Annotated in this window: 22 protein-coding genes; 11 read left to right on the forward strand and 11 right to left on the reverse strand. The window is 38.1% G+C overall.

The window, feature by feature from the left end; all coding sequences use genetic code 11:
• Positions 1 to 30: 30 nt before the first annotated feature.
• Entirely contained in the window at positions 31 to 1,128 is a 1,098-nt protein-coding gene (serC, locus tag G6554_RS08350) for a 3-phosphoserine/phosphohydroxythreonine transaminase (protein ID WP_166240662.1), read from the reverse strand.
• Positions 1,129 to 1,403: 275 nt separating this feature from the next.
• Between serC and purU the strand changes: the two genes are divergently transcribed.
• Positions 1,404 to 2,303, forward strand: coding sequence for a formyltetrahydrofolate deformylase (purU, locus tag G6554_RS08355; protein WP_166240664.1), 900 nt, complete (start codon positions 1,404 to 1,406; stop codon positions 2,301 to 2,303).
• A 98-nt stretch (positions 2,304 to 2,401) separates the two neighbouring features.
• Here the strand turns inward: purU and G6554_RS08360 are convergent, their stop codons facing one another.
• Complete coding sequence (locus G6554_RS08360; protein WP_166240666.1) at positions 2,402 to 3,004, reverse strand: cell wall hydrolase; 603 nt, start codon at positions 3,002 to 3,004, stop codon at positions 2,402 to 2,404.
• Positions 3,005 to 3,321: 317 nt separating this feature from the next.
• Here G6554_RS08360 and G6554_RS08365 point away from each other — a divergent pair, with 317 nt between their 5' ends.
• Together G6554_RS08365 and G6554_RS08370 are read left to right on the forward strand one after the other, a co-directional pair.
• Positions 3,322 to 3,666: a lmo0954 family membrane protein gene (locus tag G6554_RS08365; protein WP_166240668.1), complete on the forward strand. Its 345-nt coding sequence runs from the start codon at positions 3,322 to 3,324 to the stop codon at positions 3,664 to 3,666.
• A gap of 24 nt (positions 3,667 to 3,690) precedes the next feature.
• Positions 3,691 to 4,344: a PspA/IM30 family protein gene (locus G6554_RS08370; RefSeq protein ID WP_166240670.1), complete on the forward strand. Its 654-nt coding sequence runs from the start codon at positions 3,691 to 3,693 to the stop codon at positions 4,342 to 4,344.
• A gap of 92 nt (positions 4,345 to 4,436) precedes the next feature.
• On the opposite strand, the gene G6554_RS08375 is transcribed toward G6554_RS08370, so the two are convergent.
• A complete protein-coding gene (locus G6554_RS08375; protein ID WP_166240672.1) occupies positions 4,437 to 5,285 on the reverse strand; it encodes a helix-turn-helix transcriptional regulator in 849 nt (282 codons plus the stop codon).
• Positions 5,286 to 5,406: 121 nt separating this feature from the next.
• Here G6554_RS08375 and fabF point away from each other — a divergent pair, with 121 nt between their 5' ends.
• Complete coding sequence (gene fabF, locus G6554_RS08380; protein ID WP_166240674.1) at positions 5,407 to 6,639, forward strand: beta-ketoacyl-ACP synthase II; 1,233 nt, start codon at positions 5,407 to 5,409, stop codon at positions 6,637 to 6,639.
• Between the two features lie 115 nt (positions 6,640 to 6,754).
• On the opposite strand, the gene G6554_RS08385 is transcribed toward fabF, so the two are convergent.
• Positions 6,755 to 6,952, reverse strand: a complete 198-nt coding sequence (locus tag G6554_RS08385; protein WP_166240677.1) for a YwbE family protein — start codon at positions 6,950 to 6,952, stop codon at positions 6,755 to 6,757.
• The gene (locus G6554_RS08390; RefSeq protein ID WP_166240679.1) at positions 6,952 to 7,146 is read right to left on the reverse strand and encodes a hypothetical protein; all 195 of its coding nucleotides are present in this window, start codon (positions 7,144 to 7,146) and stop codon (positions 6,952 to 6,954) included. Before G6554_RS08390 ends, G6554_RS08385 begins: the two co-directional genes overlap by 1 nt.
• An 81-nt stretch (positions 7,147 to 7,227) precedes the next feature.
• Between G6554_RS08390 and G6554_RS08395 the strand changes: the two genes are divergently transcribed.
• Both G6554_RS08395 and G6554_RS08400 read left to right on the forward strand, forming a co-directional pair.
• Positions 7,228 to 7,410, forward strand: coding sequence for a DUF2187 family protein (locus G6554_RS08395; RefSeq protein ID WP_166240681.1), 183 nt, complete (start codon positions 7,228 to 7,230; stop codon positions 7,408 to 7,410).
• A gap of 210 nt (positions 7,411 to 7,620) precedes the next feature.
• Positions 7,621 to 8,847 carry an MFS transporter gene (locus G6554_RS08400; RefSeq protein ID WP_166240683.1) on the forward strand — a complete coding sequence of 409 codons (1,227 nt, stop codon included), beginning with the start codon at positions 7,621 to 7,623 and terminating at the stop codon, positions 8,845 to 8,847.
• Positions 8,848 to 8,891: 44 nt separating this feature from the next.
• Here the strand turns inward: G6554_RS08400 and G6554_RS08405 are convergent, their stop codons facing one another.
• Positions 8,892 to 10,172, reverse strand: a complete 1,281-nt coding sequence (locus G6554_RS08405) for an MFS transporter (RefSeq protein ID WP_166240685.1) — start codon at positions 10,170 to 10,172, stop codon at positions 8,892 to 8,894.
• Between the two features lie 211 nt (positions 10,173 to 10,383).
• Between G6554_RS08405 and G6554_RS08410 the strand changes: the two genes are divergently transcribed.
• The 4 genes from G6554_RS08410 (at position 10,384) to G6554_RS08425 (ending at position 13,363) form a co-directional block, all read left to right on the forward strand.
• The gene (locus G6554_RS08410; RefSeq protein ID WP_166240687.1) at positions 10,384 to 10,707 is read left to right on the forward strand and encodes a BC1872 family protein; all 324 of its coding nucleotides are present in this window, start codon (positions 10,384 to 10,386) and stop codon (positions 10,705 to 10,707) included.
• Positions 10,708 to 10,869: 162 nt separating this feature from the next.
• The gene (locus G6554_RS08415) at positions 10,870 to 12,144 is read left to right on the forward strand and encodes a hypothetical protein (RefSeq protein WP_166240689.1); all 1,275 of its coding nucleotides are present in this window, start codon (positions 10,870 to 10,872) and stop codon (positions 12,142 to 12,144) included.
• Positions 12,141 to 12,425 carry an EscU/YscU/HrcU family type III secretion system export apparatus switch protein gene (locus G6554_RS08420; protein ID WP_166240691.1) on the forward strand — a complete coding sequence of 95 codons (285 nt, stop codon included), beginning with the start codon at positions 12,141 to 12,143 and terminating at the stop codon, positions 12,423 to 12,425. Before G6554_RS08415 ends, G6554_RS08420 begins: the two co-directional genes overlap by 4 nt.
• A gap of 68 nt (positions 12,426 to 12,493) precedes the next feature.
• Positions 12,494 to 13,363, forward strand: a complete 870-nt coding sequence (locus G6554_RS08425; RefSeq protein WP_166240693.1) for an HAD family hydrolase — start codon at positions 12,494 to 12,496, stop codon at positions 13,361 to 13,363.
• A gap of 136 nt (positions 13,364 to 13,499) precedes the next feature.
• Here the strand turns inward: G6554_RS08425 and G6554_RS08430 are convergent, their stop codons facing one another.
• The 5 genes from G6554_RS08430 to G6554_RS08450 form a co-directional block, all read right to left on the reverse strand.
• A complete protein-coding gene (locus tag G6554_RS08430) occupies positions 13,500 to 14,630 on the reverse strand; it encodes a CAP domain-containing protein (RefSeq protein WP_166240695.1) in 1,131 nt (376 codons plus the stop codon).
• A 141-nt stretch (positions 14,631 to 14,771) separates the two neighbouring features.
• Positions 14,772 to 15,002 carry an ABC transporter gene (locus G6554_RS08435; protein WP_166240697.1) on the reverse strand — a complete coding sequence of 77 codons (231 nt, stop codon included), beginning with the start codon at positions 15,000 to 15,002 and terminating at the stop codon, positions 14,772 to 14,774.
• Positions 15,003 to 15,232: 230 nt separating this feature from the next.
• Positions 15,233 to 15,913 (reverse strand): zinc metallopeptidase, encoded by a 681-nt coding sequence (locus G6554_RS08440; protein ID WP_166240699.1) that lies wholly within the window; start codon positions 15,911 to 15,913, stop codon positions 15,233 to 15,235.
• 76 nt (positions 15,914 to 15,989) lie between these two features.
• A complete protein-coding gene (locus G6554_RS08445) occupies positions 15,990 to 16,232 on the reverse strand; it encodes a glutaredoxin family protein (RefSeq protein ID WP_166240701.1) in 243 nt (80 codons plus the stop codon).
• A gap of 89 nt (positions 16,233 to 16,321) precedes the next feature.
• The gene (locus G6554_RS08450; RefSeq protein WP_166240770.1) at positions 16,322 to 16,774 is read right to left on the reverse strand and encodes an Rrf2 family transcriptional regulator; all 453 of its coding nucleotides are present in this window, start codon (positions 16,772 to 16,774) and stop codon (positions 16,322 to 16,324) included.
• Between the two features lie 208 nt (positions 16,775 to 16,982).
• On the opposite strand from G6554_RS08450, the gene G6554_RS08455 reads away from it, so the two are divergent.
• Positions 16,983 to 17,855, forward strand: a complete 873-nt coding sequence (locus G6554_RS08455) for an SDR family oxidoreductase (protein WP_166240703.1) — start codon at positions 16,983 to 16,985, stop codon at positions 17,853 to 17,855.
• Positions 17,856 to 17,868 lie beyond the last annotated feature (13 nt).

The raw sequence follows: 17,868 nt of genomic DNA on the forward strand, positions 1-17,868 counted from the left end.
TTTACAAGAATGCCTCCGTTTTTCATTTATTTAGCTATTTTTCTTTTGGAATACACCCATAAACTCACTGAATGCCTTGCATGTTTCAAACGGAACGGCGTTATAAGCTGATACACGGCATCCACCGATGGAGCGATGACCGTTAACTCCTACAAAGCCTTCTTGTTTAGCCTGTTCTAAGAATTTCTTCTCTAATTCTTTTGATTTTAAATTAAAGGTGATGTTCATTAGTGAACGGCTATCTGGCGCAGCATGGCCTATGTAAAAACCATTGCTAGTTTCGATTGTATGATAGATAAGATTAGCTTTGTTTTCATTTTGCTCAGCAATAGCAGATAATCCGCCGAATTCACGAACCCAGTTAAGAACCTCTCCCAGCATGTAAATGCCAAAGGTTGGCGGTGTATTATATAGGGAGTTGTTTTTAGCATGTGTGCTGTACTTTAACATTGATGGGATATTGGTGTTCGCTTGCTCAAGGAAATCCTTACGAATAATGACAACAGTTACGCCAGAAGGGCCAAGATTTTTCTGGGCGCCGGCATAGATGAAAGCAAATTTACTGACATCAATCGGCCTTGATAGAATATCGCTCGACATATCTGCAACAAGCGGTACATCCCCAGTGTCTGGAAAATCTGCCCACTGTGTACCATAAATTGTATTATTGGAAGTTAGATGTAAATAGGCATCATCTGGATGAAACTTTAATTCTGAAACAGTTGGTATGTTTCGGTAATTTCCATCTTTAGCAGAAGCTGCCTGATAAACATCCCCAAACAATTTCGCCTCTGCGAATGCTTTTTCAGACCAAGAACCGGTCATCACATATCCAGCCTTTTTACCCGGTTTTAAAAAGTTCATTGGGATCATGGAAAACTGAAGACTGGCTCCGCCTTGGAGAAACAGTACTTCGTATTGATCCGGGATAGACAGTAGTTCCTTTAAGCGGTTAATGGCCTGATTATGAACTTCCTCATAGGTACTGCTCCGGTGGCTAAGCTCCATGACTGACATTCCAGTACCACGAAAATCGATTAGTTCTGCTTGGGCTTTTTCGAGGACTGAAATAGGTAATGCAGATGGCCCAGCATTAAAATTGTATGCCCGTTGTGTTTTCACTGTCATAATTTTCTCTCCCTATTTTTTATTTACTTGAATATATCATATATTTTAAAAATTTGGGAAATTAAAGCGGTTACATGATGAAAATAAATTTGAGGATGAAAAATGCGTTAATGGAGGGGGGGATTGATAAGCAATTTTTTTGAGGTTGTGAAATTATTTACAGAAAAAGCTATCCGATTTAGCAGATGGATATTTATCAATTATATGAAAATTCTTAACAAAGGAGTCTTGTCTACTGTATAATGGTGGTCATTAACAGAAAGGAAAATAAACATATGAATTTCACTATTAAAAATCAAATCGAACAATTTAAACAACATAACCAAAATCGTGGGCGTTTGTTAGTTAGCTGCCCGGATCAGCCTGGGATCGTGTCAGCCATCTCGCAATTTTTATTTTCTTTTGATGCCAATATCATTGAGTCCAGTCAGTACTCAACCAATCCTGAGGGCGGCCTATTTTTTATTCGGATTGAGTTTGAATGCCCGTTATTAAAAACAAAAGAAAACAAAATGGTGCTAAAATTTACTGAAATTGCCGCAAAATTTTCGATGGACTGGCGTTTAACTCCTGTTTACAAAGTGAAGAAAGCGGCGATATTTGTATCAAAGGAACTTCACTGCCTGTTGGAACTTTTATGGGAATGGCAAAGCGGGGATTTAATGTCTGAGATCGCTTTAGTTATTAGTAATCATGAAGAGGCGAGAGAGGTGGTGGAAGGTTTAAATATCCCATTCTATTATATTCCGGCAAATAAAGAGATTCGAGAACAAGTAGAAGAACAACAGCTGCAGCTACTCAATGAGTATGCTATAGATGTGATTGTTTTAGCGCGCTATATGCAAATATTAACACCAAAATTCGTGGAAGCTAATGCGAAAAAAATTATCAATATCCACCACTCCTTCTTACCAGCGTTTATTGGCGCAAGACCGTATGAACGAGCCTATGAACGCGGAGTGAAAATTATTGGCGCGACTGCTCATTTTGTGACGAATGATTTGGACGAAGGGCCAATTATTGAACAGGACATTGCTCGAGTCGATCACCGTTCAGATGTCGATACCCTAAAAAAATTGGGTCGTACGATTGAACGAAGTGTATTGGCAAGGGCAGTAAAATGGCATATAGAAGACCGAATTATTGTCCATCAAAATAAAACGATTGTTTTTTAACGGAAGGTTCTGTTCATTCGGAAAATGGGAGGAAGTATGCCTTGACCGAATGAGCTTTCTTTTTGCTGTAACGTAGAATGGTAAAATTCTAAGGATACTTAGAATTTAAATACATGCCGTCCAATCACTAATGTTGTCGGTTTTGAATCAAGCCAACGACTAGTAGCAATGGCAGGATTATAGAAAAATAACGACCCGGCTGCTATATTCCGGCTCCCATTCATTGCTTCATGAACGGCTTTAATAGAATCCGCATCAGCAGGTTTATCGATTTGACCATTCTGTACAGGCTGAAATTGACCCTTTTGATATATAACCTCTTTAATTGTGTTAGGGAAGGAGACGCTATCAACTCTGTTAAGCACAACACAGGCTACAGCTACTTTTCCTTGATAGGGCTCATTTTGTGCTTCAGCCCTAACTAGTCTAGCAAGCAGATTGATTTCGTATTCTGAATTTCCCACAACGATTTCCGGTTTCGTTGTTGTTTCTTCTGATTTATTTGTATGTACAATCTCCCCAATGTTAATGAAATCAAGATTTTGAATTTGCGGGTTAAGTCTTGCTATATCTGCTAACTTAAGGCTATTATCTCTTGCAATTTTAGACATGGTATCCCCGCTTTTAACGGTGTAAGCAAAAGCCGGGGAAGCAAATAAGAGTGCAATCACTACTGTCAATGTGGAAATTAGTTTTTTCATCGATCTATTCCCTCCTAGTTGAATTCTCGTAAATCGTTTATTAGTTTCTATTTCTATGAATGAAAGAGATAGATTAGTATTACAGTTTCTTTACATAGATAGGAGAGATTCTTGATTCCCGCATTTATATGAAAAAGGACTAACCAGTCGTGGTTTGTCCTTTTTTTATGCATGAATAAATTGGTCCTGCATCACCTAAGTCTTAAGACCGATGGAAAAATCAAGCTCAAGCGCAATTATGAAACATCCTGAAAAAAGGTAAGATGGAATCAAGATAAGGAAAACAAATTGGATAGGAAATTAAGGAGGAAAATATAATGAAAAAATTTGGTTTACTGGTAGCCGGCGGCCTTGCCGCGATAATTTTGCTAAAAACAATTGGACCAATGGTGGGATTACTGGTTAGTCTAGCGATTCTGTACTTCATCTTTAAGCAGTTTTTAAAAACGGAATCATTAGGGATGAAAATCGGCTTAATCATTATCGGCTTATTGGTTCTTTCAACAACAATCCATCACATCCCAGCTCTTATTGGAGTGGGTGCTGCATATGTGCTCTATCTTGTCTATAAAAATTGGAACAATAACAAAAAAACGGCAGCAAAAAATGAAATGGATCCATTTGTTAGTTTTGAAAATCAATGGAATGAATTAAAAAAATAAAAATTGCTAAAGGGGAAATAGTACATGACAAACTTATTTACAAGAATAAAAGATATTATCGTCGCAGATTTAAATGAAACGCTACATCAAAAGGAAAAACAAAATCCGATTGCTAAACTCAATCAATACCTCCACCAATGTGAGCAGGAAGCAGCAAAGGTTGGGAAATTGGTAGAACGTCAGTCGCAATTAAAAGATGAATTTACCAGAGAGCATAACCTAGCAAGGGAATTAGCTGAAAAAAGAAAGTACCAAGCAGAACTTGCTTTAAAAGCTGGGGAAGAAGAACTCTGCCAATTTGCTACGGCCGAGCATCAGCATTATTCAGAACGTATGCAGCGCTTAGAGGCATCACTTGAACAGGCAACAGAGCAGTTAATTGAATTAGAAATAAAATATGAAGAAATGAAGCAAAAACTAAAGGATATGCATTTACGAAGAATGGAATTAATGGGCAGGGAAAATATTACACGTGCCAACATCGGAATGAACCAGGTGTTAGAATCTGATTCTTACCACCAAAAGTCATTCTCGAAGTTTAAAGATATTGAGCACTACCTCGACCGGTTAGAACAAAAAGTTAGCAAGTCCTTCAGCAACAGTAGCTTTGATGCCCAGCTGACACAGTTAGAAAAAAAAATGAGTAGGGACAATTCCTTAACATTAACGAAAGAATAAATAAAGAAAGGGAAGTGATGTAGGAATCACTTCCCTTTTGCAATAGGGTAACAAAAAATGCAAGAGTGATGGTTATTTTTATGATTGATTCCTTAACCATTTTCCCTTTTAATCATCCTTCTCTTCAACTTTTCTTCTGTAGATGAACCCTCAACGGGGGTAAAAATGCTGCACCATAAATCTGTATTTCCATGAACTTGTAAGGAAGATAAATTAAATAGCATTTTTCCTGCTTTGGAATGCCTAAATTCAATTAAAACTTCGGGTGCCATACTTACCTGGTTTTCTTGCCATAAAGTCTTAAACTCTGGATTAAGATTAGTCATTTCATCGAGAAATTGAGTGTACCACTCATCCCCCAAATATTGTCCATAATAAACTCGAAAGATGGATAGAAAGCCTTTCACAAAATGCTCCCAATTGACGGCTAGAGACCTCAATTCTTTCCTAGTAAACACTATGCGGATTAAGTTTCTCTGTTCAATGGGAATTTGTTCAAAATCCAAAAATACATAGGCCGCTGCAGGATTCCAACCAACGATTTGAAAATGTCGGTCAGTGATCAACGAAGGGCAATATTTTAATTCTGTTAATATTTTTTCTAAAGATGGGGAAATTTTTGTTTGTAAAACTTCTTGTTTATACACATTTGTGTTTACTTCTAATGCTAAATCGTATAGATACTTTCGTTCATCGTTATTTAATTGGAGAGCAGTTGCTATAGAATCTAGTACAGAAGAAGAGACCTTAATATCTCTCCCTTGCTCTAGCCATGTGTACCAGGTAGTGCTCACACCCGCTAACTGGGCGACTTCCTCTCTCCTTAATCCTGGTGTTCTCCTCCTAGCCCCAGTTGGAAATCCTAGTGATTGAGGCTGAATATTTGCACGTTTAGACTTTAAAAAAGCGGAAAGTGCTTCTAATCTAGTTTTACTATTCATTTTACATTACTCCTGACAGATAGTGATAATCATATTACTAATTATACTAGGATAAACAACAACTTGTAATAGGATACGTGTTGTGTGAAAATATGGATAATCTTGACTAGGGGGAATAAATATGGAACGAGTTGTGATTACAGGAATGGGAGTTGTCTCGCCTTTAGGAAACAATGTTGAAGAATTTTGGAGGAATTTAGTCGAAGGTAAGTCTGGCATTTCTTTCATAAATACATTTGACATAAGTAAACATAAAACAAAAATTGCTGGATTCATTAAGGATTTCAATGCTGAGGACATGCTTGGTCAGAAGGATGCAAGGCGTATGGATAGATTTTGTCAATTTGCTCTAGTTGCAGCTGAACAAGCATGGAACGATTCCAATCTGAACATTAAGGAAATCGATTTAGAGCGTCTTAGTGTATATATTGGTTCGGGAATAGGTGGAATTGAGACTTTGATGCAAAATATTGATGTACTTAGAGAAAGAGGACCACAAAGGGTAAGTCCAACAATGGTGCCTTCGATGATGGCTAATGCTGCTTCAGCACAAATCAGTATCAAATGGGGGGCATTGGGACCTTCTATGGCACCCGTATCCGCCTGTGCAATTGGAAATACAGCTATTGGAGAGGCTTTTAGAATTATTCGGTATGGTACCGCTGATGTAGCATTTGCTGGAGGGGCTGAGGCAGCTATAACAGAATTGTCTCTAGCCAGTTTTGGGAATGCAAAAGCGTTGTCTTCGAGGAATGATGAGCCAGGTGCTGCTAGTCGTCCTTTTGATGGAGGTAGAGATGGATTTGTCATGTCTGAAGGTGCAGGAATTTTAATACTAGAATCTTTAACACATGCTTTACGAAGAAATGCACGAATTTATGCCGAGGTAATTGGATATGGGGCTAGTTCTGACGCATATCATATGGTTTCTCCCCATCCAGAAGGTAAGGGAGCCTATCTTGCCATGAAAATGGCTTTAAAAGATGCGTCCATTTCTACTGATGATGTCGATGTAATTAGTGCTCATGCGACTAGCACAGAGGTAGGTGACATTTCTGAAACAAATGCTATTAAAAAATTATTTGGCGAACAAGCATACAAGATACCAGTTACGGCAAATAAGTCGATGACAGGACATTTATTAGGAGCAGCTGGTGGGGTTGAAGCCATTGCATTAGCAAAAAGTCTCCAGGAGGGCATCATTCCGCCTACTATTAACTTAGAACACCCCGATCCATTATGTGATTTAGATTATGTAGCGAACGTAGCCCGACAAACAAATCTCAAAATAGGGATTTCCAATTCATTTGGGTTTGGTGGGCATAATGCAGTAATCGCTTTGAAAAAGTATTAATGGTGAAAATAGACTTATTAGAAAGAAATGAACTTACTATCGGGTTACTTTTCTTCAATAAGAATATAAATAAAAAAGCATTCAGGAAAATTCCCTAAATGCTTTCGTCAAACTTTTAATTGGGGTGAATTTTCTGAACGCGCCCAATCTGGCCATCTGCTAGCCTTACTTTGATGCCATGGGGATGGGTGCTTGAATTGGTAAGGATATCTTTTACGATTCCTCTAGTAAGCTTTCCTGTTCTTTGGTCCTTTTTTAAAACAATATCAACTGTCAGGCCCGGGACTATGTCTTTCCGATTTTGCCCGTTCATTAGGTACCCATTTTTCTGCGGGTATTGCTTGGTTTCTTTGTTTGCTGGCTCTTCAACTTTTTAGTTGAAAGGTTGGCATTCGTATTTCCATTACTAGAGGAGGCTTGATTCTTTTTGTTTGCTAATTGCTGCTTCATTGCCTCTTGCAAGCTGATTTTCTTCTTTCCCTCTTCGGGTTGATGATTCTCAGTCATAGAAAATATCTCCTTTTATTGAATATGATAGTTCATTTAGTATAAACTATTTTCTGGATAAGATAAAGAAGAGGTGATGGAATGGCTACTGCAAAAGTTGGTGATATTATTTCCTTTCAGCGGGAAGGGAATTCCTTTGAAGGTGAGGTTTCTGCCATTAGGGAAAATTCTGTAATTGTTCAATACGGTTTTTCAAAGGATAAAGGCGAACCATTAATAACCATTGTGAATCATAAAAATTACAAAATCAAAAATTCGAAGTAAAAAAATTATTGTCACAAATTAATTGTCATGATAGTATTAGTAAAAATATATTCCCTTTAATCTGGTCCTGAGAGACCAAAAAGGCGAAAGTAACTTCGTATATTCTGTTCTTATATGATGCCCTTTTGTCCTTTGGATGAAAGGGCGTCTTATTTTGTCAAAGTATCTTTTAATCATAGTCCAGAGAGGCTTGGAAGGAGACGTCAAAAAGTGAATTATCAGAGAAAAACAGTAGTGGCTTCAGTCGCAGGTTTAACCCTAGAGGGAATGGACATCATGTTTATTTCTTTTGCTATGTCCCTCATTATCGCAGAATTTCATATTGATTTAGCAACGGGTGGGCTTATTTCTTCTATTACCAACATAGGGATGCTCGTTGGAGGAATAATTTTCGGAATTCTAGCAGACAAGTTTGGAAGAGTGAAGATCTTTACTTATACGATAATTTTGTTTGCTATCGGTACGGCACTAACCGGACTGGCGACAAATATTGAACAAATATACCTATTTCGATTTATTGCTGGTCTAGGAGCAGGAGGAGAATATGGAATCGGCATGGCACTGGTCGCAGAGGCATGGCCAAAGAATAAGCAGGGACGTGCTTCATCATATGTTAGTATCGGGGCTCAATATGGGGTGATTCTTGCCGCACTACTTAGCGCTATCCTACTTCCGGCATGGGGTTGGAGAGGATTGTTCCTTGTCGGAGTGCTTCCGGTTATCTATGCCTTTATTGTGCGGAAGAATTTAGCCGAATCCCCGGAATGGCTAACTTCGAAAAAAGTGAAAAAGCTTGTGCCAAAGCAAGGAAATTTAAAGCAATTATTTGCAACAAAAAGGATTGCTTTAACAACAGTGGCATTAGCTATAATGGCGAGTGTTCAAATTGCCGGCTATAATGGACTGATGATTTGGCTGCCATCAATGCTGCAAAAATCACAAGGTTTATCAGTTTCAAGTTCTGCACTTTGGACGATAAGTACTGCAGTAGGAATGATTGCAGGAATGCTGACATTTGGGCAATTCATGGATCGACTGGGGATGAAGAAGGCATACGGAATTTTCTTATTTGCCTCAGCAGTGTCGGTTTTCCTCTATTCCTATGCATCCGGCAGTACAGGCCTTTTAGTTGGCGGCGCTATCGTCGGATTCTTTTCAAATGGAATGTTTGCTGGATATGGTGCATTAATCAGTAATTACTTTCCAGTTGAGGTTCGCAGTACGGCTACTAATACGATATTCAACTTTGGTCGAGCAGTAGGAGGCCTATCTCCAATTTTAGTTGGTTTCATATTACAGCATGCTACGGTCACTGTTGCAATGAGTTACCTTGCTTTACTTTATTGTTTATCGTTTATGGCATTGATTAGTTTAGGAAAAGGCCGGACTGGTCGCGAGCATAAGGCCATTTATTCCTCTACTAAAGCTGTATCATGAATATACAAAGAGTGACTGGTGCTTTCCTATTTGGAAGGTCCCAGTCACTTTTTTTTAAAAAGACCTTTCTCTCGGCTGATCACGGGCAGGTTTTCCCTAATAAAAATTACACCCATCAAGCCAATAAGGGAGAAGACCACTGGTATGAAGAAGCTGTAGTAATATCCCACACCAATACTGTTTGGCGTGGCAGGGAAACGGTCTAGTACCATTCCAAAAATACTCGGCAACAGGACGGCACTTAAAAAACCCCCAGTATTTGCAAACCCCGAGACAACTCCTGAATCTCTATTTGGAAAGGATTGGCGGACGATGGCAAAGGTTAAAGCACTTGCCCCATAACCACAGCCAATGATAAAAAATAGTATATGCAGCATCAAAAGTGGCGGCTTCCCATTAAACAAAATAAAGGCGGCCCAACACAATAAAATGGTGAGATGAACCATTACATATGGCCGTTTTATCGTTGCCAACACACTTGAGATCCAACTCGTTAACGGAGCTCCTATAAGGGCCCCGATGAGCCCAATCATAATAAGCTGACTTGCATCCGACCGAGTCATACCATATACATGGATTCCATAAGGAACAGCCCACGAACCGATAAATCCTACATATGCACCGACAACTCCAAAATGACAAAGGAATAAGGCCCATGCCTGCCGATTGGAAAATATGCGGCGCAGTAAAATCAGTGTTTTTTCCCGTTCTATCTCATTTTTTTTAGTTATTGTTTTGCTTGGGGGTATTTGCTTTGACTTTTGAATCAGTACAAAATAGAGGAGAATTCCGCAAAGACATAACATCATTCCCACTGAAAAAAACGCTGTTCTCCATCCCAATAAATCAATCCATGCTGAAAAAGGAACGGTTGCCAGCAAGAATCCTAGACTTCCGGTCATTCCCGCTAGCCCAATTAATCTGACAAACTCCTTTACTCTAAACCATTGACTCAAAATTAACACAAGATTAACCCAGATTGTTGCATCCCCAATCCCCGTTAGAAATCTGGCGAGAAAAAGGAAAAATTCATTCGTACCAAGACTATAAAGTATTGTCCCTATTCCAGTCAGTATTGCCCCTAAAATAAGAAAAAGATTGGGACCGTACCGATCTGCTAGGATTCCAAAGGGAATCTGCAGACAAGTGTAGGCAAAAAATTGCATACTTGTCAGTAACCCGATGGTGGATGCAGTTACATGAAAATCCTTCATAACCTGGTCAGTAATTAATCCAGGTGCTGTTCTTTGGCTTGCCATTAAAAAGTATGTAAACAATACAGAAGCAAAAACAACCCATCTAAATCCGCTATTTTGTTTGTCCATTGATATATACTCCTGTCAGTATTTTACTTTTATGTATATGGAGTTCAATGTAAGCGTAGAAATGCCATACTTAAAATAATCCTTCTGAAAATTTTTTCGATAAATACTGGAAATTAATTAAGTGCTGTTATATAATTACAATTAATTAATAACGCTGTTATATAACATATGAAGCAATAATAAATTAATGTAGAAAAGGGGATTGATGAAAATGAATAAAATCGACTCAATTGCACGTAGAATACTAGGTTGGAAGTTAAATAGATGGGATCGTTGGTTTGACTATGAAAAGGGAGTCTTTATTCATGAATCTGATTTTCAGCCGGAGGACAATATTGACCATGCGATGCTAATTGTGGAGCGATTAAAGGAGTTAGGATTTACCTATACAATAAAGGATTTTTCCAAGATTTGCTTTAATGACATTTGTGCATCTGGTGAGACGCTGGCTCAAGCGATTACGAATGCCGCTTACTCAATCGTTGAACTAAGTTCCATTCCGGATAACACAAGAATTGCACAGAAATTATGCTAAACCTATTTCATTTATTTGAACATGAAGCTGTCGAGAATTTCTCGACAGCTTCATGTTTTGATTGGATTGAAAATTGCCATGGAATAAAATGTGTCAAGCAGGTTCTATTTATTGGTTACATATTTATTTATTCGTTTTATAATAGTTTAAAGGAGTTTTTTTATGAATCCAGTACAATTGATCCAATCCCTAATGAATGTTGAAAATGTACAAAAAGCAACTTTGCTATCTTTGAAACCAGGGCAAATGTTTTATGGCAGAGTGGAGAAATTTCTTCCAAATGAGACTGCGATTGTTCAGATTGGTAGTACAAGAGTGGTGGCTCAAATTAAGGCTTCATTAAATGAAGATAGGTACATATTTGAGGTTTTGCAAAGTGAAGAAGGCCGTATTCAACTGAAAGTAGTAGAAGATAAAGGGCCTGGCATTCCGGTGAAAGCATTGTGCGAACAATTTCATCTGCCCAACACAAAGCAAAATCAGCAATTATTGCAGTATTTTTTAGCAGAAGAAGTCCCATTTACAAATGAACAGTTAAGGACTGCTTCGGTTTGGATAAACAGTGTCGCTGATACGAAAGAACTAACCGCCCTTGAATGGATGATCAAAAAAGAATTGCCCTTTACAAGACAAACCTTTCAATCGTTAATTGCGATACAAGAAACGGAATCGTTTACCAGTCAACTAGAAAAAGCCCGGATTTTTTTAGGAACTGGGAGATTTTTAACCTATGAGAAAGTGGAATCATTAAAACAAATGCTGGAAAGTTTTCAAATAAGTTATACAATGGATGAACTAAGTAGCGGTAATGAAGTAAAACAAATGCTGCAAACGATGAGTCGCACGTTAGGTTTAGACTATGAAAATGAAGTAGAGTTATGGTCAAAAGACCTAAAGAGATCTATAGACCCACTTCGATCATTAAAACCTCTCTTAATGAGTGCCATTGCGGAACTCGGCACAGAAGGAAAGGAATTAGAGCCTCTGTTACATCGATTAACAGGTTTGCAACTAATCTCACAAGACTTAACAGGGCCGATGCAGCAATTGGTGATGCAATTCCCATTAACGCTTAATGAGAGACAAACGGATGTAACCATCCAATGGAAGGGCCATAAAACAAAGAATGGCCAAATTGATTCTGACCATTGCCGAATCTTATTTTACTTAGATTTGGAAAGTTTAAAAGAAACGGTAATCGACATGCAGGTGCAAAATCGGGTGGTTCATATTTGTGTTATTAACAATTCAGACGAATTAGCATTACTTATTCCAACTTTAACTCCAACTTTAAAGGAAAAGCTCGAACATGTCGGCTATAAGCTTTCGTTTATACAGGTGGTTCCGCCTAATGGTAAAGGGAAGACAGGGAAAATACAGATGAATCCCACCTTATTATCAAGGGATTTTTCAAAAAGGGTAGATGTAAAAGTATGAGTCAAAAAACAAAACGAATGCAAGCTGTTGCCTTAACCTATAATGCGGTCCAACAAGCGGCTCCAAAAGTGGTGGCCAAAGGCGCGGGACATGTGGCAAATTCAATCATTGAAAAAGCAAAAGAACATCAGGTTCCGATCCAGGAGGATCCATCCTTAGTGGAGTTATTAAGTCAACTGCAATTAAATGAAACAATTCCGGAAGAATTGTATAATGCTGTTGCAGAAGTGTTTGCCTTTATCTATCAAGTGGACCGACATCATGCGAATCAAAAAACATAATTCTACTGCAATCAGCTTGATCCTACTGGTCTAATAAGGTAAAGTGGTGGTGGCAGGAGGGAATAAGCTTGGAATTTAAACCTAGAGCAATATTTTTAGATATGGATGGGACGATACTAAACCATCAAAATGTGGTAAGTATACATACAAAGGAAATAATAGATGCATTACGGATACAAGGATATTATGTTTTTATAGCAACAGGAAGAGCATTTGATGAAATAGAACCAATGGTGCCGCCTGGATTTCAAGTTGATGGGGTCGTTACGTCAAATGGTATGGCGGGATATGTTGATGGCGAAATCATATTTAAACATACACTCCCGCTTAATTTGGTTGAAACTATTATAAAAAAAGCGAGAGAACATATGGTGTACTATGAACTTTTTCCATATGGAACCCCTCGAGTCACGCTAAAGCAAGACCAAGTCTATGTTGAGGATGAAATAAGAGACCCTAAACCGGACAGTGTCGGTTTGAATGAGTGGCTATCACGTAAACAGGCACTAAAAGAAGAAATTGCTTGGAAGGATCATTTAGAAGGAAATGAATACTCCAAATTTTATTTTTTTGCTAGAACAATAGAACATATCAATAGCTGGAAAAAAGTGCTTGAACAATTGAAGAAGGAAATCGATTTTACTATGTCAATTTCTTCTGAGCACAATGTTGAGGTGATGGTCGCAAACGTGAACAAAGCAACCGGAGTTCAACAGATGTTAAAACACTTTGGGTTGTCAGTGCATGAAACGCTGGCTATTGGCGATAGTGATAATGATTTGCCCATGCTGAAACTTGTCAATTATGCAGTCGCGATGAAAAATGCACCTGATCGCATAAAAGAAATTGCGAATGACGTGACTGATTTCACTTGCGATGAAGACGGGGTATATTATTATCTGAAATCACAATTTGAGTTGTCAACCTCTAATAAGTAAAGGAAAATAGGTATCGGGTGCCGGAACCCAGTGAGCTAATGCGTGTGACTAGCTGGGACCAGGTACCGATTCTTTTTTAAAAAAATAAGAAAGCATAAAATTCGACTTTGAGAATTGTCTAGCTCCAGCGCTTTTCTTATTTAGCATAAAAGTTCTCCGTATAATATGGCTGTGATTGATCATTAAAGGCAACGCCAACACCTAAATATTTATATCCCTTCCGCAAAATATTTTCTCTATGTCCAAGAGAGTTCATTAACCCCTCGTGGGCAAAAATACTGCTAAACTGCCCATATGCAAGGTTTTCCCCGGCTAAATAAAAGATGATATGATCCTCTTTCATTCTATCAAAAGGCGATTGCCCTTTAAGATTTGTGTGATCAAAGTAGTGATTGACCGCCATATCGGTACTATGCTTCCGAGCTGTTTCTCTTACATGGTCATCCCATGACAGAATGGGAAGCTGGTGCTCAACACGAGATGCATTCGTCAAATCGAATAGTTGCAATTCAAATCCTTCTTTTAATGCCGGACTTGCACTAGTGTAGAGTTCATGTTTCTTTTGTTCCATTTCTTTGTTGATTAATTGCATGGCTGTCACTGTATTGTTTTCGTGTTTGTCGTAGAAAATGGTAACATAACCTTCATCTAGCAGATAGACATCATAGTCAGCATTTTCTTGTAATTGAAAAACAGTCAGCCCCTTTTGAATCCCAGTTAATGGTTCTCCAAGCGCAGCTCGCACCGTTTCCTTCGAACTACCTAACTTAATTCCATTGTTAGAGGAAATTAAATCTTGATTCGTGTATAGTCCTGCTACCCGATTTTTATCGTCGTACATAATCATAAAAAAGTTTTGATAATTGGTGTGATAGGCATACCACTTTGCTCCGTATTCATTAAGTGTTTCTCGGTTAGATTGGCCTACAATGTGTTCAATACCTTCCTTAGTGGCACCAAGTTCTATATTATGGACGGAAAAAACTTGATTAGACGGTGGGTGTACCGTTATTTTTTTTTGATCTTGAGGTTCCTCTTTTTGTTGTTTATCTAAAAAAAGACCAAGCTGCTCTATTAATTGTTTCATCCCATCAGATAGAGAATCGATGGTTGCTTGTAATCCAGGATTGTTTATAACATCATTTAGTTTGGATTCAACTTGATTCATTTCCTTTACATAATCAGCACTAGCGAATTTCTGTTTAATAATTGGTCCAGAAACATATAATATAAATAGTATTATTAGGATTGAAAAAAAGCGCCCCATCCACTATCCTCCATTTCTATTAGAATTGTAACCAAATTAATATAAATATATAAGTAATATGCCTATTTACGTTAGTTCAAGTATGAAAAAATGCTGCAGCCTAAAAAATAGGTGCAGCATTTTTCAACATTTTACCACTTATTAACGACGCTGATGCCAAGCTTTTTTAAATACAAGTAATCCAAAGATTATAAAAGCTAGGAAGCCGATTAACGCAATAAGAATGGTTAAAATATTTCCTAGGGTTCCAAGGCCAAGTAGGACAAAGAAGTCGGTAGTAAAACCCAATACCGCTAGTAGCAGCCAAAACGTACCTGTTATAAATCCAAGAAAAATGCCAAATACACCACAGGAAGATTGCCCATGACTCATCAAATTCACCCCCTGTCACTGGTTGTTCCATAGTAATGTATGCGTTTACGTAGGAACCCGTTTATGAGATTACGTAAAGTGGGCTTAAAATAGGTGAAAATGAGACAATAGAATCAGTTCAGCCCTGCTTTTTTGAAAAACAAAAAAGTGCCGGCACCCAGATGAAAATGGGAGTACCAGACACTTTTTTAGTGACCTTACTGAAACTTTTAATAAACAATATTTCCTTATTAATCCTCATTATTACGCATTCCCGTAAACATGAGAACAAAACGAAGGAGCTCTGCTATAGCAACTACTGTTGCAGCCACATAGGTTAACGCAGCAGCATTAAGAACTTTCCTCGCCTTACCCTCTTCATCATTCCTAATTAGACCTGAACCAATCATCATATTTAGTGCCCTGGAACTCGCATTGAATTCAACTGGAAGTGTAATAACCTGAAATAAGACTGCAGCTGCCATGGCAGCTATTCCTAGTAATAAAAGGTTTGCGGATGATAGGAGTAGTCCAATTAATATTAAGATAAATGAAATGTTTGACCCTATATTTGCCACAGGTACTAGTGCATGTCGGATGCGTAACGGAACATAGCCCTCCTTTTGCTGAAGACAATGACCAACCTCGTGAACCGCCACGGAAATCGAAGCAATGGAAGTACCATGATAATTAGCCGTGGACAGCCGAACACTTCTAGTTCTTGGATCATAGTGATCCGATAAATGGCCTGACACCTGTTCAACCGTAACATCGTATAACCCATTTGCATCTAAAATTCGCCGAGCTGCCATGGCTCCGGAAAAACCAGAGGAGGTGGCCACTTTTAAATATTTGGAATAGGTATTTCTTAAGTATACTTGGACTATAAGTGGTACAAGCATGATAAGAATAAAGTAAAAAATAAAGCCCATGAAATATACTCCTTTTTAGAAAGGTAATTTAGAATATATATATAATTTACCGCAAATCCCACATTTTAATATAACCTTATACCCCTAAGATCTTGGCCAATTTTGCTTGATCAAATCCTAGAATAACGTCTTCACTAGTATCGTTTTTGATAATGGTTGCGGGTGTAGCGGCAGCACCAAGTTGAATAAGTTCTTGCAGATATTGATCGTCCTTACGTATGTCTCTTTCTTCAAACTTAATCCCATTTTCTTTTAGCCAAAGTTTTTCCGCATGGCAAGGAGGACATGTCTCCTGAGAATAAATGATCACTTTCTTCATTTCATTACCTCCACTTCATCTTTGGTTATTGTGGTTTCCAAGAATACAATAATATACTATGAATCAATATTCAACAGTGTATTATGTTGCTAATTACTTTTCATTTTATTATTCAATTTTTCTCTTTCTGTAATATCCCTTACTACATCCCCAATGGTTACATTTCCGAGAGCTTTCTCCAATGCCAATTGGGCAGTAGAGAACAGTGGCTCAATCGTATTTTGAATATTTCTTCCAACAGGGCATTCTGGATTCGGTTTCTCGTGAATACTAAACAACTCTTTATCTTGAACAACATCTACCGCCTTATAAACATCATACAATGTTATTTCGGTTAAATCCTTTGCTAGTTCAGCACCTGCAATACCAGCTCGTACATTAATTAAACCTGCATTTTTTAGCATCCCCATTATTTTTCTAATCACAGCTGGATTGGTATTTACACTTCCCGCAATAAACTCTGATGAGTTTACCCCACCATTATTCACTTCAAGAAGTGTTAATATATGAACCCCAACTGCAAACCTGCTGCTAATCGACATCATTGCTCACCTTCCCAAAATTTTTATATCACAATAATTTATATAAAATGTAATTCATTTGATTACAAGTGTATTATACCAAACTGTCGAACAAAATATATAAAGTGTGTTTCGGTTGACAAAAGAATAAGTTGTTATTAGAATGATTACAGGTAATTAAATTGATTACAAGTTTAATTCATTTACAATAAAATGGGGGGAATCATCCATGAAATTTTTAGTAACAGGTGCAACAGGGAAATTGGGAACAAAAGTAGTGGAGAACATATTAAAAACTATACCGGCGAATCAATTAGCTGTCAGTGTACGTAATCCCGAGAGGGCAGAAGGATTACGATCACTCGGGGTAGATGTTCGCCAAGGAGATTTTGACCTTCCGGAAACATTGGATACTGCTTTTGAAGGAATTGATCGTTTATTGATTATTTCTGCAGATGGTGACAATGAAACAAGAATTCGTCAGCATACAAATGCAGTCGCAGCGGCGCAAAGGAAGGGAGTTAAATTTATTGCTTATACAAGTTTAGCAAATGCAACAGATAGTACAAATTTAATGGCACCTCCTCATGTTGCGACAGAAGCAGCGATCATTAAAACAGGAATTCCATATTCCTTCTTGCGTAACAATTGGTATCTGGAAAACGAAATGGGGGGTATTCAGGGTGCGTTAGCAGGTGCTCCGTGGGTAACTTCAGCTGGAACAGGTAAAGTGGGGTGGGCACTACAACAAGATTACGCAGATGCGGCAGCAGAGGTGCTCTTAGGAAGTGGGCATGATAATACAGTATATGAACTTTCCGGTCCACTTTTAACGCAAGAAGAATTAGTAGCTGCTCTTGGTGCCATATTGGGTAAAGAAATACCTGTACAACAAGTCAACGACGAGACGTATGCCGAAATGATGAAAGGACTAGGTTTACCGGATTTTGTTATTCCGATTGTTGTAGGAATTCAAGAGAGTATCCGAAATGGTTCACTAGAAGTTGAAAGCAATGATTTTGAAAAGCTTCTCGGTCGTCCAATAACGCCAATAAAAGAGGGATTAACTCAAATCGTTAACCAAATTTCTCAAGCAAAATAAAAAATATTCCGGC

Origin of the sequence: Bacillus sp. MM2020_4 (assembly GCF_011250555.1) — a bacterium.
GTDB lineage: Bacteria > Bacillota > Bacilli > Bacillales > Cytobacillaceae > Neobacillus.